A 15,035-nucleotide genomic window follows, 5' to 3' on the forward strand; every position below is an offset into this window, starting at 1 on the left:
CATCGACGCAAACCAAGGAGGGTCATGTCCGAGCAAGATCGCAGCCGGCTTTCACGCTGGATATTGCCACGGGGCAGTGAGCCTGACCCGCGCTTCACGCTGGCCAACGAGCGCACCTTCTTGGCCTGGATTCGAACTTCGCTAGCCTTCCTCGCGGGCGGCACAGCGCTGGAGGCATTCGCCGCAGAGGCCTTCCCGTCGCCAGTTCGCACCTGGCTGGCGGTGCTGGTGATCGGCGTCGGCATCCTGATTGCTGCCGGTGCAGCCGTGCGCTGGGTCCGCGTGGAACGCAGCATGCGCACCGGCAGGCCGTTGCCGATTCCCGCCATTGTCCCGCTGCTGGCATTCGGTGCCGTGGTGGCCTCACTGGCGGCGATCGCCATGATTTTCGGGTCCCTCAGCTCGTGATGAAAGAGCCCATCGAGATCAGCGACCCGGGGTTGCAGCCAGAGCGCACCGTCTTCGCGTGGAACCGGACAATGGTTTCATTTCTCGTGGTTTCCGCGGTCTTCCTGCGCTGGCTTCCGCACTATGGCCTGGCCGTGATCCTGCTGATTGCGATATCTTCCTCGATGGCATTCGGGATTCTGCTCTCGCAGCGTGCCCGGTACCGGAAAATGGCGCAAGGCGTGAAGGCTGAACGCGTCAGCGCGGATGTTCTCGCCGTGCTGCTGACAACAGCGGTGCTGCTGGCTCTAGGCGCTTGCGCGATCATCCTTGTGCTCGGCGCCTAGTTCCGGGTGCTCGCCAGGCGCAGGTTTATCGAGGCTGCGGCAGTAGCGGCCAGAGGAGTTGCAGGCGCGGTGCGAGTGCTGTTCCGGCCCTATTGCGAATGCCCGGGCCGGTGCAGCCAGTCCAGGCGCTCTAGCTGTACCGGTGCTGGGACCCGGATTTACCGAAGGGTCAGGGCCCATGGAGCTCGAGAATCTCCGCGGAGCTGAATGCTACCGATTCCGCGAGCTTTTGCACCGCTGCATAACGCTGTGACTCCGCATCGATATCCTTGTGGAACTGGGAATTTCTTTCGTCCCTATCAGCCTCGAACTTCTTTCCGGCGAGAGCCATCTCCCGGGCAATTAATGCTGCCAATCCGTCACGCAGTTGTTCCAGGGAGGTGTTGGAAATTTCCAATCTTCGGTTAGCTGCGCTCAGAACGGCATCAGGGTAGCCGGCGGCATCGAGTTGGCCGCGCATGAAATCGCTGGTCAAGAACTCTGTTTCCTCGGCTGCGGGCTGGCGGTTGAAAACGGCGGTAACCCGGTACGCGCCGGGCGCCTTGTCGCTGAGCAAAGTTCCCGGCAGAGAGTTCATGAGCACCGGGCCTATCTTCAGCGGCTGGTGCTTCTTGCCAAGAGTGCGGGAGAAGTCCATCATGGCTTTTCCTTTCCATGTCCGTTCCATGCCGGCGACCAGGGTGCTCTGCCGTGGGCAGCAGCGCCTGGCGCCAGCTCAGCTAGGCCTGCCGTAGGGTTGCTTGGCCCGTAGCAGGCAAGATGTCCACGCGGCGCTCTGGTCCCTGTAGTGGTTCTTGCGAACTGTAGGCAACCTTGCGCCATCCGCATGAGGTGCAGGTCCAGAGCACTTCACGCATCGTTACCAGCATGTCCTGGCGCTGGCCAGCTTCGTGGCCGCCTTCGTTGTCCCATCTCTTGAGCTGGTTTTGATCATCGACGAATCGACGGGTTTCTGTTTCAACCAAGGTATTTCTGTAGCACCTCGGACAGCTGTTCGGCTTGTTCATGACATTCCCTCCGTTGCTGCATAGTCGTTTTTATTGCCGTGCTCTGCCCTCGGTGCTGCAGTTCAAGGCCGGTTCCACGGGAAACGCCGTACCATTTCTTGAGTTGGGCATCGCGGGGACCGCGGCAGTTGTGCGCGTACTGCCGTTTTGCACTGTCGGCTTCAAAGGTATTGTCCGGCTGTGCTGGTTGCATGATTCGCCACTAGCGGACCGAACCGGTCTGTGGGCTGCTGGAGCAAAACTGTGATTCGTTCCTGGCGGGCAACCCTTATCGGGCAAATGGAAGAAGCGCAAGGAAACGGGCAGTTAATTCGAGCCGCCTCGATAAAGATCCCGGTTCAACACTGCTGCGTTAATCTGAACGCCGTCCTCGGCAATGAGGAGGGCACAAAAGCTCTACGCCGGTAGGAAGTGCTTCCGATGACGGCATTTCTACGGAAGTTAGATCCAATTCCAGTCTACTCCGGTTTCCCGATTGTGGACCGGAAAATGGCCAAGTGAAGCGACGAAGGGTGCCCGCGGCTGCAACGGCTTGTGTTGCCGAGGGGCGTCACCCTGTCGCGGTCCGGGCCATGGCGCGGGAGGCCAGCGGAAACCGCCATCGGCTAATGCGGGGCCCGATCTTGAATGTTCCGGAGTTCGGGGTCCAACGGGCGGGAATACGCGTACAGTGAAAATACCGGTCCAGCTCGAATTCGCTGTAAAATGGGATGATTCGCGATGCAGGCTGACGCTAGATTCAAGATGCCGTTCAATTTCGCCCAGGTGGTTATTGCGGCTTTCGGAGCCATGGGGCTTAGCACCTTGGCCTATTTTGTTGCCAGGGTTATCGGCGCATCCATGGAGTACTCCGGAGGCTTATTCCGGAACCTGGATTTCATCCACATCGTGCGATTCACTGCCCTGCCCATTCTCATTCTCGGCTTCCTGACCTTCTTGATCGGCCGGGCCAAGCCGGGCTTCTGCCGCATCGCCCAGTGGGTCGGCGTTGCCGCCGTCTTGACCTCAGCGGTGGTGCAGTGGTTCTTCGCCGAGGACTGGGGGACCGCGCTGACCCTGGCGATTATGCACCTGGTTGTTGCAGCGTCTTGGTATATCGCGGTGAACTACTCGAATAGGAAGTTCAACGAGATCGCGGCCCTGGAAAACCTATAGCCCTGCTAAGTGTCGCGGTTCTCACGGGCTCCTGAGAGCCGTGGCACAGGCACTCGGGAATAGAATAGTTGCGAACTATCAACAATTCTAGGAGTGCCATGACGTCTCAGGGACAACCCAATAGCCCATTCAATTTCATTCAGGTGATTATCGGTGCGCTGGGTACCAGCTACCTGAATGTCATCATTTTCTTCCTGTCTGGCGCCGCTGGGGCATCCCGCCGGATTGGTCCTAATTCAACTGATGTTGTCGCCTTTGACCACCTGTTGCAGTTCACGTTGATCCCGATTCTGTTCTTCGGCCTGGTGGTCTTCCTGATCGGACGGGCAAACAAGGGCATTTGCAAGATCGCGCAGTGGGCTGGCTTGCTCATCGCGGTAGTCTCGATCGTTTTCCCGATCATGAACGCAGCAGATGCCGCTACCGCTGTGGGCCTGTCCCTGATCCATATCGTGACCGGTATCGGCTGGTTCTTCTCGGTGCACTACGGCAACAAGGAGCTCCACGTTCCTTCCAAGGACGTAGCGCTCGTCTAAGCACGAAAAGCAAAACCTCGCAGAGCGATCAGCAATGATCTGTTCTGCGAGGTTTTCCGTTAAGCCGTGAGAGCTGCTGGTGCTGATTCGGGCTACACCCCAACTTTCTCGAGCTGAGGATGCTCGTAGGCTTTGCGCATGCGCGGCAAGAACAGCAGGCTGACGGCTGCCGCAAGGCACAGCACTGCAGCGGTAATCCACGCGGCCAGGTAGCTGCCGGTGGTTTCCCGCGACAGCCCTGCGGTCAGCGAGCCGGCGCCTGCGCCGATCATGTGGAAGGCGAAGACCCAGCCGAAGACCACGGTGGCTCTAACCGGACCGAAGTACTGGCGGCAGAGCATCACGGTAGGAGGCACGGTGGCCACCCAGTCCAAACCGTAGAAGACAATGAAGATCCACATCAGCGGCTCGACGGTTGGACCCATCAGCGAGTGCAGGAACATCAGGGACAGTCCGCGCAACGCGTAGTACACCGCAAGCAGCAGCCACGGGCGTACACGGTCGGTCAGCCACCCGGAGAACACCGTGCCGAAGATATCGAAAATGCCAACCAGCGCCAGCAACCCGGAAGCGGTCGTTGCCGGCATGCCATGGTCGTGCGCCGCAGGGATGAAGTGCGTCTGCACCAGCCCGTTGGTAGACCATCCGCAGATCCAGAAGGTCATCGCCAAGACCCAGAATGCCGGGTAGCGTGAGGCCGCGAACAGGGCCTTGAGAGTCGCGGCAGCCATCGAACCCTGCTGCGTTCCGGATGCCGGCGCGGCTGCAGCTCCGGCCCCGCCGTAAGGCAGTACACCGGCTTCGGCAGGGGAATTGGCGAAGGGCCAGCGCAGCAACGGGATGATCAGCACCGCGAAGACCGCAACAACCAGAGCCGCGGCCCTCCATGAGTACTGCTCGATGATCAGCACAATGCTTGGCAGGAACACCAGCTGGCCGGCGGCATTCGCGCCGGAGAAGATGCCCATCACCAGGCCGCGCCGTTCGCAGAACCAGCGGTTGGCAACCACAGAACCGAAAACCAACGCCATCGCCCCGGTGCCCAGTCCAACCAGCACACCCCAGAGCGCCCACAACTGCCAGATCTGGCTGATGAACACGGACAATCCGGCTCCGGAGGCCACCAATGCCAGAGCGATGGCAGCCACCTTGCGCATGGAATACCGTTCCAGCAAAGTCGCGGCGAAAGGAGCTGCCAGGCCGTAGACCACCAGGTTGATGGTCACCGCGGTCGATAACTGGGAGCGGAGCCAGCCGAATTCGGATTCAAGTGGTTCAAAGAACGCGCCGGTGGTCGAGCGGAACGCCGCCGTGGCGACTAGCGCCAGCGTGGTCACGATGGCGACCAGCCAGGCTCGATGGATCCGCAATGGCTTCGGGGAGTTCAATCGCATGCTCCTTCTGGGTGTTGCTTTAAGAATTGCACCGGCGCTAACAGGCGTTGGAGTTCGTGACGTGCGAAGAACAAATATTGATGTCCGAAACAGGTGGAGCGCCTTGCCTCGCCGGGATTAGCTGTGCATGGCGAAGCGCGGCAGACTCAGTTTTTGCGCCTGATCGGCTCTGCTTATTCGCTATGCGGGGTCGTTGCCGTTGCTGGGGTTCTGGCGCCGGCTGCGAGGGTGCCGGTCCTGCGGCTGCACTGCACCCAGCGCCTGCCGCGGAAAGGTTTTTAGCTTGGCCCCGGAAGGCGGTTCGTCCTGGTCCAGCGGATCGGCCATGGACGATGGGGCAGCGGAGGCTTGGCCTGTTGCGGCTGCCTCGGCGGTTTGGGCCGTCACCGGGGCATCGCGGATCACCGGCATCCTGCGTGGCGGCAGCGGACGACGTTGGTGCACGAGATAAATCAGCATGGCCAGGGCCTTGTGCATGACCACGATGGTGAAGATGGCCGATCCGGCATAGCAGCCCCAGGCGACCAGGTGAAGCGTGGTCACTTCAAGGACGTTCAGCTCCAGCGAGCCGTTGAACATCATGACGGCGCCGATTTGCTGGATGACCATGCCGAGCACGGCCAACCCCACCGCAAACCAGAAATACACCAGGGTATCGGCTCCGGGTTTCTTCACGACAGGCATTTGAACCTCCGTTGGCCAGCTGTCGGCGGTCATTGCTACACACTGTAGCCCATGGCGGGAAACAGCTTATCTGCCCAAGGTGGCCCGGGCCTGGCGCAGCAGCGGCTCATCGACCATCTGCCCTTCGAAAGCGAAAACTCCGGGATTCGCCTCCGCGGCGTCGAGGATCCGCCGGGCACGTTCCCGTTCTGCTTCGGTTGGTGCGAACGCCTCGCGAATGACCGGCATCTGGTTCGGGTGGATCGAGGCTTTCGCGGCGAATCCCGAGGCCTTGGCATCGCGGGACTCCTCGCCCAGGCCTTTGAGATCTGGAATATCGAGGTACACGGAATCAATTGCGGCCTTGCCTTGGGCCACCGCATGCAGCAGCACCTGCGACCGCGCGAACCGTGCCACCTCGCGGTAGCTGCCATCGTGGCCGCGCGAGGATGTGCCGCCGAGCGAGGCGATCAGGTCTTCCGCGCCCCACATCAGCGCGACGACATTCTGCGCCCCGGCAATGTCCGAGGCATTGGTGATGCCCTTGGCGGTTTCGCACAGTGCCAGCACGTCGTAGCCTGCCAGCGCGGCCGGCTGCGCCGCCGATTCGCACTTGGGCAGCATCACGGTGCGGTAGGCCGTTTGCCCCAGCGCTGCCAGGTCCTTGGCGAAGTGCTCGCTATCGACCGGGTTCACGCGCACGATGACCCGCGCGGGATCCAGCGGCGTATCCAGCAAGGCGCGGCGGGCCGCGTCCTTGTTCCCGGCAGCCACAGCGTCTTCCAGATCGATGATGACCGCATCGGCACGCTGTGCCGCCTTGGCGTAGCGCTCGGGCCGGTCGGCCGGGCAGAACAGCAGGGAAGGGCCCATCAGGAAGCTAGCCATTGGAGCTTTCCCCCTTGGGTTCCAGCGAATCCAAGTGCGCCTGCTGGGTCCACATCAGGCAGGTGCGGGTGGCGGTGGCAACGATGTCGCCGTGCTGGTTGCGGCCGGTGTGAGTCATGGACGCCAGGCCCTGCCCGGGGCGGGACTTCGATTCGCGCAGTGCGGTGATCTCGGTTTCGGTGTAGAGGGTATCGCCGTGGAACATCGGGTGCGGGAAGCGCACGTCATTGATGCCCAGCTGCCCCACGATGGTGCCCTCGGTCAGCTGGCCCACCGACTGCCCAATCATGGTGCTCAGGGTGAGCAGGGAGTTGACCAGCGGCTTGCCGAAGGGCTGGGTGGATGCCCATGCCGCGTCCAGGTGCAGTCCCTGGTTGTTCATGGTCATCGTCGTGAACGCGACGTTATCCGCTTCGGTCAGGGTGCGCCCGGGCTTGTGCACGTAGGTGGCCCCCAGCTGCAGCTCATCGAAGTAGAGGCCGCGCTGCTCGACACGTTTGTGGGTTTGCTCGCTCATGCGTCCTGCTCCTGATGCTGTGCTTCGGATGGCTGCGCTGCTTCCACGGTGGCCACGACCTGCTTGGCCTTGACCAGATCCCCGGTCTTCAACCCGGTCATGCGCACGATGCCGTCCGCGGGGGAGAAGAGCTGGTGCTCCATCTTCATCGCTTCGATGCTCAGCAGCAGCTGGCCTTCGGCGACCGCATCGCCATCGGCCGCCTGCACGTTGATCACGGTGCCGGGCATGGGCGAGAGGACATGCGGGGAGAAGGTCCCGGATTGCTTGGCGATGGTGGCCAGCTGGCGTTCGAGGACTTCTTCGCGGGGCAGCTTGCGCACCGCCGCGGTCCAGCCTTCCTCGCACAGCCACAGCGTGCCATCGGCGGCGAAGGCATGCTGTAGTGCTGTGTGCTGGCCGTTGACGGACAGGGTTCCATCCGGTTCCTGCCGCACGGTGAATTCTTCGGCGCCCACGCGCACCCGGCTCGAATCGGGATCCCTGAGCAATGCGGTCCTGCCCTCGGCGGCCTCGACGTCGAAGTGCCCGATGCTGGCCCGGCGATGCTGGGACCGCCAGCCGTCGCGCAGGCCCCACGGGGTATTCGCGGCTGGAATGCGCCGATCCTCCAGATGCGCTGCCAGTGCCAGTTCGCGGGACCCGACCTGGCGGAAGGCGAACTGGTCCATCTTCCGCTCGATCAGGTTGGTGTCCAGGGCTCCGGCGGCCACATCCTCGTCGGCCAGCAGCAGCCGCAGGTATTCGCTGTTGGTCAGCACGCCCAGCACCACGGTGCTGGCTAGTGCCTTATCCAAGCGGGCCAGCGCCTCGGTGCGATCCGGGCCCCAGGCGATGAGCTTGGAAAGCATCGGATCGTAGTGGGCGCTGATCGCCAGGCCGTCGCGCAGCGAGGAATCCACCCGGACATTCTCCGGCTCGCGCACGTGCAGCACGGTGCCCACCGAGGGCAGGAAGCCGGAGGACGGGTCTTCGGCGTAGAGCCGGGCCTCGATGGCATGGCCTTCCAATGCCACCTGGTCCTGGGTGAAGTCCAGTGGCTGTCCGGCCGCGATGCGCACCTGCCACTGGACCAGATCCAGCTTTGCGCCGTTCACCCGCACGACTTCCTCGGTGACCGGGTGCTCCACCTGCAAGCGGGTATTCATTTCCATGAAGAAGAATTCGTCGGGGTTCTGGTCGCTCACCAGGAACTCGACAGTTCCGGCGCCGACGTAGCCCACCGATTGCGCAGCGGCCACCGCGGCGGCGCCAATGCGCTCGCGGATCGCCGCGCCGTGCTCCAGATTCTCGAACAGCGGAGCCGGGGCTTCCTCGATGACCTTCTGGTGGCGGCGCTGCAAGGAGCATTCGCGTTCGCCCAGGTGCACGGTGTTCCCGTGCGCATCGGCCAGGATCTGCACCTCGATATGCCGCGGATTGCGCACCAGGCGTTCGAGGAACAGGGTGTCATCGCCGAAAGCATTGCGTGCGGTGCGCCGGGCGCTGGCCAGCGCTTCGGACAGTTCTGCGGCGGAATCCACGGCGAACATGCCCTTGCCGCCGCCGCCGGCCGAAGGCTTGATCAGCAGCGGGAAGCCGACGTCCGCGGCAGCGGCGAGCAGCTGCTGATCGCCGAGGCCGGGTTCGGCGATGCCGGGAACCACCGGCACCTGGTGGGAGAGGACATGGTTCTTGGAACGGATCTTGTCGCCCATGAGATTGATGGAGTTCACCGGCGGGCCGATGAAGGTGATGCCGGCAGCCTCCAGCGCACGGGCGAAGTCCACGTTCTCGGAGAGGAACCCATAGCCCGGGTGCACCGCCTGGGCACCGGTGTGCCGGCAAGCGGCGATCACCGCGTCGATATCCAGGTAGCTTTCATTGGCAGCAGCCGCGCCGATGCGCACCGCGCGATCGGCTTCGGACACATGCAGCGCCCCGGCATCGGCATCGGAGTAGACGGCGACCGATTCGATGCCCAGCGCCCGCAGGGTACGGATGATGCGCACCGCGATTTCTCCGCGGTTGGCGATCAGGACAGTGTCAAAGAGCTTCGTAGTCATGGTGTTTTCCTCGTACTACATCCGGAAGAGGCCGAAGCTGGTCTCCGGCAGCGGCTGGCGGGCGCAGACATCCAGGGCCATGCCGAGCACCCGGCGGGTATCTGCCGGGTCGATGACCCCGTCGTCCCATAATCTGGCGGTGGAATAGTAGGGGTTTCCCTGGGTTTCATACTGCTCGCGGATCGGGGCCCTGAACGATTCCTCCTCCTCGGCGCTCCAGCTGCCGCCGCCCGACTCGATTCCGTCGCGCTTGACCGTGGAGAGCACCGAGGCGGCCTGGGCCCCGCCCATCACCGAGATGCGCGCGGCCGGCCACATCCACAAGAAGCGCGGGGAGTAGGCCCGGCCGCACATCGAGTAGTTCCCGGCGCCGAAGGAGCCTCCGATGACCACCGTCAGCTTGGGCACCCGGGCGGTGGCCACGGCGGTGACCATCTTGGCCCCGTGCTTGGCGATGCCGTCCGCCTCGTAGTCGCGGCCCACCATGAATCCGGCGAGGTTCTGCAAGAAGAGCAGCGGGATGCCGCGCTGGTCGCACAGCTCGATGAAGTGCGCGCCCTTCATCGCGGATTCGGAGAACAGCACGCCGTTGTTGGCGATGATGCCTACCCGGTGCCCGTGGATCTGCGCGAAGCCGGTGACCAGGGTGGTGCCGTAGTCGGCCTTGAATTCGTGGAACTCGCTGGCATCGATGATGCGGGCGATGATCTCGTGCACGTCGTAGGGCGCGTTGACATCCACCGGCACCACCCCGGCCAGTTCACTGCCCGGGTAGAGCGGCTCGGCGACCTGGCTCTCGATGGTCCACGCGGGGGCCGGGTTGGCCGGCAGGGTGGAGACGATATCGCGGATGATCATCAGCGCGTGCTCGTCGTTCTCGGCCAGGTGGTCCACCACGCCCGAGGTCTTGGCGTGCAGGTCGCCGCCGCCCAGCTCCTCGGCGGTGACGATCTCCCCGATGGCGGCCTTCACCAGCGGTGGTCCGCCCAGGAAGATGGTGCCCTGGTTGCGCACGATGACCGTCTCGTCGCTCATTGCCGGAACGTAGGCGCCGCCGGCGGTGCAGGAACCGAGCACCGCGGCCAGCTGCGGGATCTTCTTCGCGGAGAGCTGCGCCTGGTTGTAGAAGATGCGCCCGAAGTGCTCGCGGTCCGGGAAGACCTCGTCCTGCATGGGCAGGAACGCCCCGCCCGAATCCACCAGGTAGATGCAGGGCAGGCTGTTCTCCAGCGCGATTTCCTGGGCGCGCAGGTGCTTCTTGACCGTCATCGGGAAGTAGGTGCCGCCCTTGACGGTGGCGTCGTTGGCGATGACCAGCACGTGGCGGCCGTGCACCAGGCCGATGCCGGCGATCATTCCGGCGCCGGGGCTGGCGCCGTCATACATGTCCTCGGCGGCCAGCGGTGCGATTTCCAGGAAGGGCGAGCCGTCGTCCAGCAGCGCGTCTACGCGTTCGCGGGGCAGCAGCTTGCCGCGATCCACATGGCGCTGCCGGGACTTCTCGGAGCCGCCGCGCGCAGCGCGTTCGAGCCGTTCGTGCAGTTCGGCCAGCAGCGGTGCCTGGTCGGCGGCGTTGCGCTCGAACTGCTCGGGGTTCAAGTGGGAGGAGAGGGTCTTCACGAAGTCAGTCCTTGCTGGTCGGTTCGCTGGCGATCACCCGGGGTACGGGCAGCTGCTGCGCAGGCAACGGGAATTCGTCGGGCACGGCCAGGATGCGCATGGCCAGGGAAATGAAGTTCAACTGCACTTGGGCCAGTGTGAGCCGGCCGTCCTTGCGGTACCAGTGCGAGACACCGGTCCCCATTTCCATCAGTGCCAAGCGGGCGATGCCCAGGTCCACGGTGCTGAAGCTGCCCTGGCGCTCACCGGCCTGAAGCGCGTCGGCGAAGAGCTGCTCGTAGGCGTCGCGCAGTTCCTGCATCTGCTCGCGGGCCTTGGCCGATAGCGCGCGCATCTCGTATTCGGTGACACGTGCGGTGCTGGGATTGGTGGCGGTGAACCCCACGTGGAAGGCCACGAGCAACGCGAGCTGGCGTACCGGGTCCTTGCTGCCGGCCAGCGCCTGCTCGGCACCGGAGATCATGGCGGCCAGGCAGTCGTTCATGATGCCCACCAGCAGGTCTTCCTTGCCGCCGACGTAATGGTAGAGGGTCGCCGAGTTCAGTCCTACGGCACTGCCTAGTTCGCGGATGCCGGTGGCGGCGAAACCGCGCTGGGCAAAGCAGGCTACGGCTGCTTGCTGGACCTTTCCCAGTTCCATGGACACCACCCTGTGACTCAAGAGCCAATCAATCGATTGACTGCTTCCATCCAACCGAAGAAAAAGTGTGGTGTCAATCACCATCTTCCGCGGACGGGGACACCGAGTGGCGCTGCCATCCGCACCTCATGCAACGCTCATGTCAAAAGGGGCCGAAATATGACGTTTGCTATTTATGAATCAAATGCAAAACACTAGACTGCCTGATGTTATTTACTTTCAAGCTCTAGTTAATTCTGCTGGGCAGCTGATCAGACGCCACTGGAAGGCATGATGCCGCAACCTGAACCACGTTTCCTCAACCGCCAAAACCCAACCCCAGCCGGACCGTCGCGCCGCGGCCTGCTCGCCGGTGCCTCCGGGCTCATTGCCCTGGCCGGACTGGCAGCCTGCGCATCACCGCAGGCCACGGACGCGGACAGGGCAAACCTCGCCGGACCCCCGCAGACCCCCGATGAAGTGCTGCAGGTACTGCGCGCCGGGAACCAGCGCTACGCCGACGGCATGCCAGAACGCCCCAATCAAGCAACTGAACGGCGCAGCGAGCAGGCCGAGCACCAGAACCCCTTCGCCCTGATCCACGGCTGCGTGGATTCCCGCGTGACCCCCGAGCTCCTGTTCGACCAGGGGATCGGAGACCTGTTCGTCACCCGGACCGCCGGCGGAGTGCTCGATGACACCTTGGTTGGCAGCATGGAATTCGCTGTTTCCAGTCCCTATTCGGTCCCGTTGCTGGTGATCCTCGGCCATACGGCCTGTGGTGCGGTGGCGGGCACCTTGAAGGCAATGGAAGAAGATGCCAAGAATCCGCAATTGCCCGGCGAGATGGTCGACTTCACTGAACAGATTGCTCCTGTAGCACGCAAGGCAAAAGTTGAAGGTTCGGGTAGCGAAGAGGTGGACCAAGTGGTGCAGGCCAATGCCCGTGCCGTCACCGAGCAGCTACTGGAGCGATCTGCCATCATTCGCGAGGCAGTGCAAGAAAAGCGGACCCGGGTGGTGGCAGCTGTCTACGACCTGGACAGCGGAGAAGTGCGCTGGCTCGATGGCTAGCTCCGATTTTCCGGTTGCGAATTAACCAGAAGTTCCCGCCGGTGGAACCGGCGGGAACTTCTGCGATCATCACTCGCACCCTCGCTGAGGTTGTTTCTACGATATTGACAATGCCTATGGCCACGCTGAGCGCAGGCTCCACGGCGGCAGGGCATCTGGCGAACGGGGCGATCCAGCTACTGGACCAGCTGGGCTTCCAAGGTTGCAGCCGAAACGCGAATACCGGCGGATGGCCAGCTCGCCGCTATCCTGATGCAGCTGGTCAGACGCAAAACACCCATTCCCGGGCCTTTCGGCACGGTTTCGGGATTTGCCAGCAGGTGCACTGGTACTCTCGACGCTGGATGCTAGTGAAGCATTCCCCGTGAAGAATCCGCATGCACGTGCAGTGAAAGGCCCCATGGCAGCCAGCGAATCCAGCGTCAACTCCCGCGCCCGCGCTGCAGTCGCGGCCCTGTTCCTCACAAACGGAGCACTCTTTGCCAATATGGCGCCGCGCCTTCCCGAGCTGAAGCGGGAACTGGAATTGGACACCGCCGGCTACGGCTTGCTGGTCACCGCATGGCCTGTTGGGGCAATCCTTGCAGGGTTGGCTGCAGGTGCGCTGGTGCGCCGTTTTGGTTCCGCGCAGGTTGCCGTCGTGGGCACGATAGTTACCGGTGCTGCCTTGCTGGCCGCCGGCAGCGCGCCGGGCGTGGTCTTGGTCGTGCTGGCTTTTGCCCTGGGCGGCGCCATGGATTCGATTACGGATGTCGGGCAGAACGCGCACGGGCTGGTGGTGCAACGGCGCTATGGGCGTTCGATACTGAATTCCTTCCACGCATTGTGGTCTGTCGGAGCGGTGATCGGCGGTTTGATGGCCGCCGGAGCGATCCAGATGAACTTGGCATTGCCAGTGCATTTGGGCATATCGATGGTGCTCTTCGCCGCGGTGGCACTGACTGCCCTGAAATTCTGCCTGCCTCGATCCGCCGAACTGGCGGTCATAGAACCTGTTGCACCACCTGCACCCGGAACTGCCCGGGCCGCGGCCCCCGCAGGATCCCGCGGACGGCTGCTGCTGATGATGAGCGCCCTGGTCTTGATCTCCGTAGCCGGAGTAATGGTTGAAGACGCCGGGAATTCATGGTCCACGCTGTATCTTGGCCAGCTGGGGCCGCCAGCGGCGCTGGCGGCCAGCGGGTTCATCGCTCTGGTCGGGGCCCAGTTCATTGGCCGAATTCTCGGCGATGGCATGGTCAACCGCTTTGGCCAGCGCGGCATGGCCCAGTTCGGGGGAGCGCTAATAGCAATCGGTATGGGTCTGGCGTTGTTCTTCCCCACGGTTCCGGGCACGCTGCTGGGATTTGCCGCGGCTGGATTCGGCTCGGCAACCCTGGTCCCGGCGGTGATGGACCAGGCCGACAAGCTGCCCGGCCTGCCTCCGGGAACTGGGCTGAGCATCGTCTCCTGGCTCATGCGATTGGGCTTCTTGTTCTCGCCACCGCTAGTTGGTTTCCTTGCCGAGAACTTCGGGTTGCGCATGGCCCTGATGGTGTTCCCCATTGCGGGACTTGTGGTGCTTGCTTGCTCGCCAGTGCTGCGTGGAAAAAGCCCGCGGAGCGATGGAACAGGGGAGCAAGGAAGCCGTAGCTAGTTTTCGCCCCGAAGCGTGATGGACTCGATGGCTTCTCCGTGCAGGTCTTCAATGACCAGATTAACTACCAGTTCCCTCCAGCTGATCAACGGGCTGATGGCACAGCGAACATAGTCAAGGACTTGCTGCTCGATAACCTGGACCGAACTATCCCCAGCCATGCTGACATGGCATTGCACCCTCCAGTTAAGGTGGGGAATCTGCGTGTCAGTCGCCTTGATCTCCATGTAGTTCAATTGCGCTGTCGGCGACTCGGAAAATGCCGCTCGAATCGCCTTGATTAATTCCAGGGACGATACGCGTTTGGCCAGTCCCGTGCCCGCATCTTGCACATCCCACATCCGCTGGAACGGCGAGTGCTCGGCTATTTTGCCCAATATTCGCTGCGAGAATGCTTCAGGCTGGTGCTCCGGGGTCGAGCTGTGCAGCAGTTGGGTGATGAATCCGTTCTGGTCCTTGAGCCGCTGCCGTTCGGCGTGGCACCACCGGCACTGCAATTCGTGCAGATCTGCAGGTTCATCCAGGTTCAGCAAAACGTCTTCGGTAGTACGTCCGCAGGGAAGGGTTTTCATGACACCGCCTCGCTGATTGCATTGCGTGCCCGTGCGAGTCGCCCTCGCACAGTTGATTCTGAAACGTTGGTCACCAGGGCCGCTTCCTTATAGCTCATGCCTTGGAGCGCGACCAGTACGAACGCCTGGCGAAGCGCCGAAGGCAATCCGTTGATGATCTGCCAGGCATCGGCAATCTCGCCGCGTTGCACGGCGACGTTTTCTGGCAATTCACGGTCAGGGACTGGGGTTTGCTCTAGCACTTCATCATCCACGGTTTGCTGGTCATTGGCACGCTGGCGGATGCGATCAAGACAAATATTTCGTGCCATGCGGTAGAGCCAAGTCTTGAACGCGGCACGTTCGCGCAGCGAGCCCAATGACTGCCACGCGCGGATCCAGGCATCCTGGGTGGCATCCTCCGCATCGTGCCAGCTGCTGAAAAAAGTCTTGCAGTATTGGCGCAGGCCGGGTGTCAGCGCGGTGACGAGTTCGCCGAAGGCCTCGGGGTCCCCCTCCATTGAACGACCAACAAGCACGGTCAACCGGGTCGGTTCCAAACACCCCTCCTTAAGTGATCTATATCACACTCGTAA

17 protein-coding genes are annotated in these 15,035 nt (G+C 62.8%); 6 read left to right on the forward strand and 11 right to left on the reverse strand.

Annotated features, from left to right (window positions below; translation table 11 throughout):
* Positions 1–24 precede the first annotated feature (24 nt).
* The gene (locus ACIOJF_RS07885; RefSeq protein ID WP_402741433.1) at positions 25–408 is read left to right on the forward strand and encodes a YidH family protein; all 384 of its coding nucleotides are present in this window, start codon (positions 25–27) and stop codon (positions 406–408) included.
* Positions 408–734 (forward strand): DUF202 domain-containing protein, encoded by a 327-nt coding sequence (locus ACIOJF_RS07890; protein ID WP_105656432.1) that lies wholly within the window; start codon positions 408–410, stop codon positions 732–734. Before ACIOJF_RS07885 ends, ACIOJF_RS07890 begins: the two co-directional genes overlap by 1 nt.
* A 169-nt stretch (positions 735–903) precedes the next feature.
* Here the strand turns inward: ACIOJF_RS07890 and ACIOJF_RS07895 are convergent, their stop codons facing one another.
* Both ACIOJF_RS07895 and ACIOJF_RS07900 read right to left on the reverse strand, forming a co-directional pair.
* Entirely contained in the window at positions 904–1,374 is a 471-nt protein-coding gene (locus ACIOJF_RS07895; RefSeq protein ID WP_105656431.1) for a hypothetical protein, read from the reverse strand.
* 79 nt (positions 1,375–1,453) lie between these two features.
* On the reverse strand, positions 1,454–1,699 hold the full coding sequence (locus tag ACIOJF_RS07900) for a hypothetical protein (RefSeq protein WP_105656430.1): 246 nt from the start codon (positions 1,697–1,699) through the stop codon (positions 1,454–1,456).
* A 786-nt stretch (positions 1,700–2,485) separates the two neighbouring features.
* Here ACIOJF_RS07900 and ACIOJF_RS07905 point away from each other — a divergent pair.
* The gene (locus ACIOJF_RS07905; RefSeq protein WP_286134073.1) at positions 2,486–2,896 is read left to right on the forward strand and encodes a DUF6069 family protein; all 411 of its coding nucleotides are present in this window, start codon (positions 2,486–2,488) and stop codon (positions 2,894–2,896) included.
* 98 nt (positions 2,897–2,994) lie between these two features.
* A complete protein-coding gene (locus tag ACIOJF_RS07910) occupies positions 2,995–3,432 on the forward strand; it encodes a DUF6069 family protein (protein WP_105656428.1) in 438 nt (145 codons plus the stop codon).
* A gap of 92 nt (positions 3,433–3,524) precedes the next feature.
* Here ACIOJF_RS07910 and ACIOJF_RS07915 read toward each other — a convergent pair whose 3' ends face one another.
* The 7 genes from ACIOJF_RS07915 to ACIOJF_RS07945 form a co-directional block, all read right to left on the reverse strand.
* Positions 3,525–4,826, reverse strand: coding sequence for an MFS transporter (locus ACIOJF_RS07915; RefSeq protein WP_402741434.1), 1,302 nt, complete (start codon positions 4,824–4,826; stop codon positions 3,525–3,527).
* Between the two features lie 180 nt (positions 4,827–5,006).
* Positions 5,007–5,510 carry a hypothetical protein gene (locus ACIOJF_RS07920; protein WP_105656426.1) on the reverse strand — a complete coding sequence of 168 codons (504 nt, stop codon included), beginning with the start codon at positions 5,508–5,510 and terminating at the stop codon, positions 5,007–5,009.
* A 66-nt stretch (positions 5,511–5,576) separates the two neighbouring features.
* Positions 5,577–6,377, reverse strand: a complete 801-nt coding sequence (locus ACIOJF_RS07925; protein ID WP_181148777.1) for a CoA ester lyase — start codon at positions 6,375–6,377, stop codon at positions 5,577–5,579.
* Entirely contained in the window at positions 6,370–6,894 is a 525-nt protein-coding gene (locus ACIOJF_RS07930; RefSeq protein ID WP_105656425.1) for a MaoC family dehydratase, read from the reverse strand. The genes ACIOJF_RS07925 and ACIOJF_RS07930 overlap by 8 nt, the downstream gene beginning before the upstream one ends.
* Complete coding sequence (locus tag ACIOJF_RS07935) at positions 6,891–8,939, reverse strand: biotin carboxylase N-terminal domain-containing protein (RefSeq protein WP_402741435.1); 2,049 nt, start codon at positions 8,937–8,939, stop codon at positions 6,891–6,893. The genes ACIOJF_RS07930 and ACIOJF_RS07935 overlap by 4 nt, the downstream gene beginning before the upstream one ends.
* A 15-nt stretch (positions 8,940–8,954) precedes the next feature.
* Entirely contained in the window at positions 8,955–10,559 is a 1,605-nt protein-coding gene (locus tag ACIOJF_RS07940) for a carboxyl transferase domain-containing protein (RefSeq protein ID WP_105656423.1), read from the reverse strand.
* A gap of 4 nt (positions 10,560–10,563) precedes the next feature.
* The gene (locus ACIOJF_RS07945) at positions 10,564–11,199 is read right to left on the reverse strand and encodes a TetR/AcrR family transcriptional regulator (RefSeq protein ID WP_105656422.1); all 636 of its coding nucleotides are present in this window, start codon (positions 11,197–11,199) and stop codon (positions 10,564–10,566) included.
* Positions 11,200–11,469: 270 nt separating this feature from the next.
* Between ACIOJF_RS07945 and ACIOJF_RS07950 the strand changes: the two genes are divergently transcribed.
* Together ACIOJF_RS07950 and ACIOJF_RS07955 are read left to right on the forward strand one after the other, a co-directional pair.
* Positions 11,470–12,252, forward strand: a complete 783-nt coding sequence (locus ACIOJF_RS07950) for a carbonic anhydrase (RefSeq protein WP_105656421.1) — start codon at positions 11,470–11,472, stop codon at positions 12,250–12,252.
* A gap of 364 nt (positions 12,253–12,616) precedes the next feature.
* Complete coding sequence (locus tag ACIOJF_RS07955) at positions 12,617–13,888, forward strand: MFS transporter (RefSeq protein WP_105656420.1); 1,272 nt, start codon at positions 12,617–12,619, stop codon at positions 13,886–13,888.
* Here the strand turns inward: ACIOJF_RS07955 and ACIOJF_RS07960 are convergent.
* Positions 13,885–14,460, reverse strand: a complete 576-nt coding sequence (locus ACIOJF_RS07960; RefSeq protein WP_105656419.1) for a hypothetical protein — start codon at positions 14,458–14,460, stop codon at positions 13,885–13,887. The two genes, ACIOJF_RS07955 and ACIOJF_RS07960, sit on opposite strands and share 4 nt — an antisense overlap.
* Positions 14,457–14,999 (reverse strand): RNA polymerase sigma factor, encoded by a 543-nt coding sequence (locus ACIOJF_RS07965; protein ID WP_133833920.1) that lies wholly within the window; start codon positions 14,997–14,999, stop codon positions 14,457–14,459. Before ACIOJF_RS07965 ends, ACIOJF_RS07960 begins: the two co-directional genes overlap by 4 nt.
* Positions 15,000–15,035 lie beyond the last annotated feature (36 nt).

The sequence above is a fragment of the Glutamicibacter sp. NPDC087831 genome (assembly GCF_044742845.1).
Lineage (GTDB): Bacteria > Actinomycetota > Actinomycetes > Actinomycetales > Micrococcaceae > Glutamicibacter.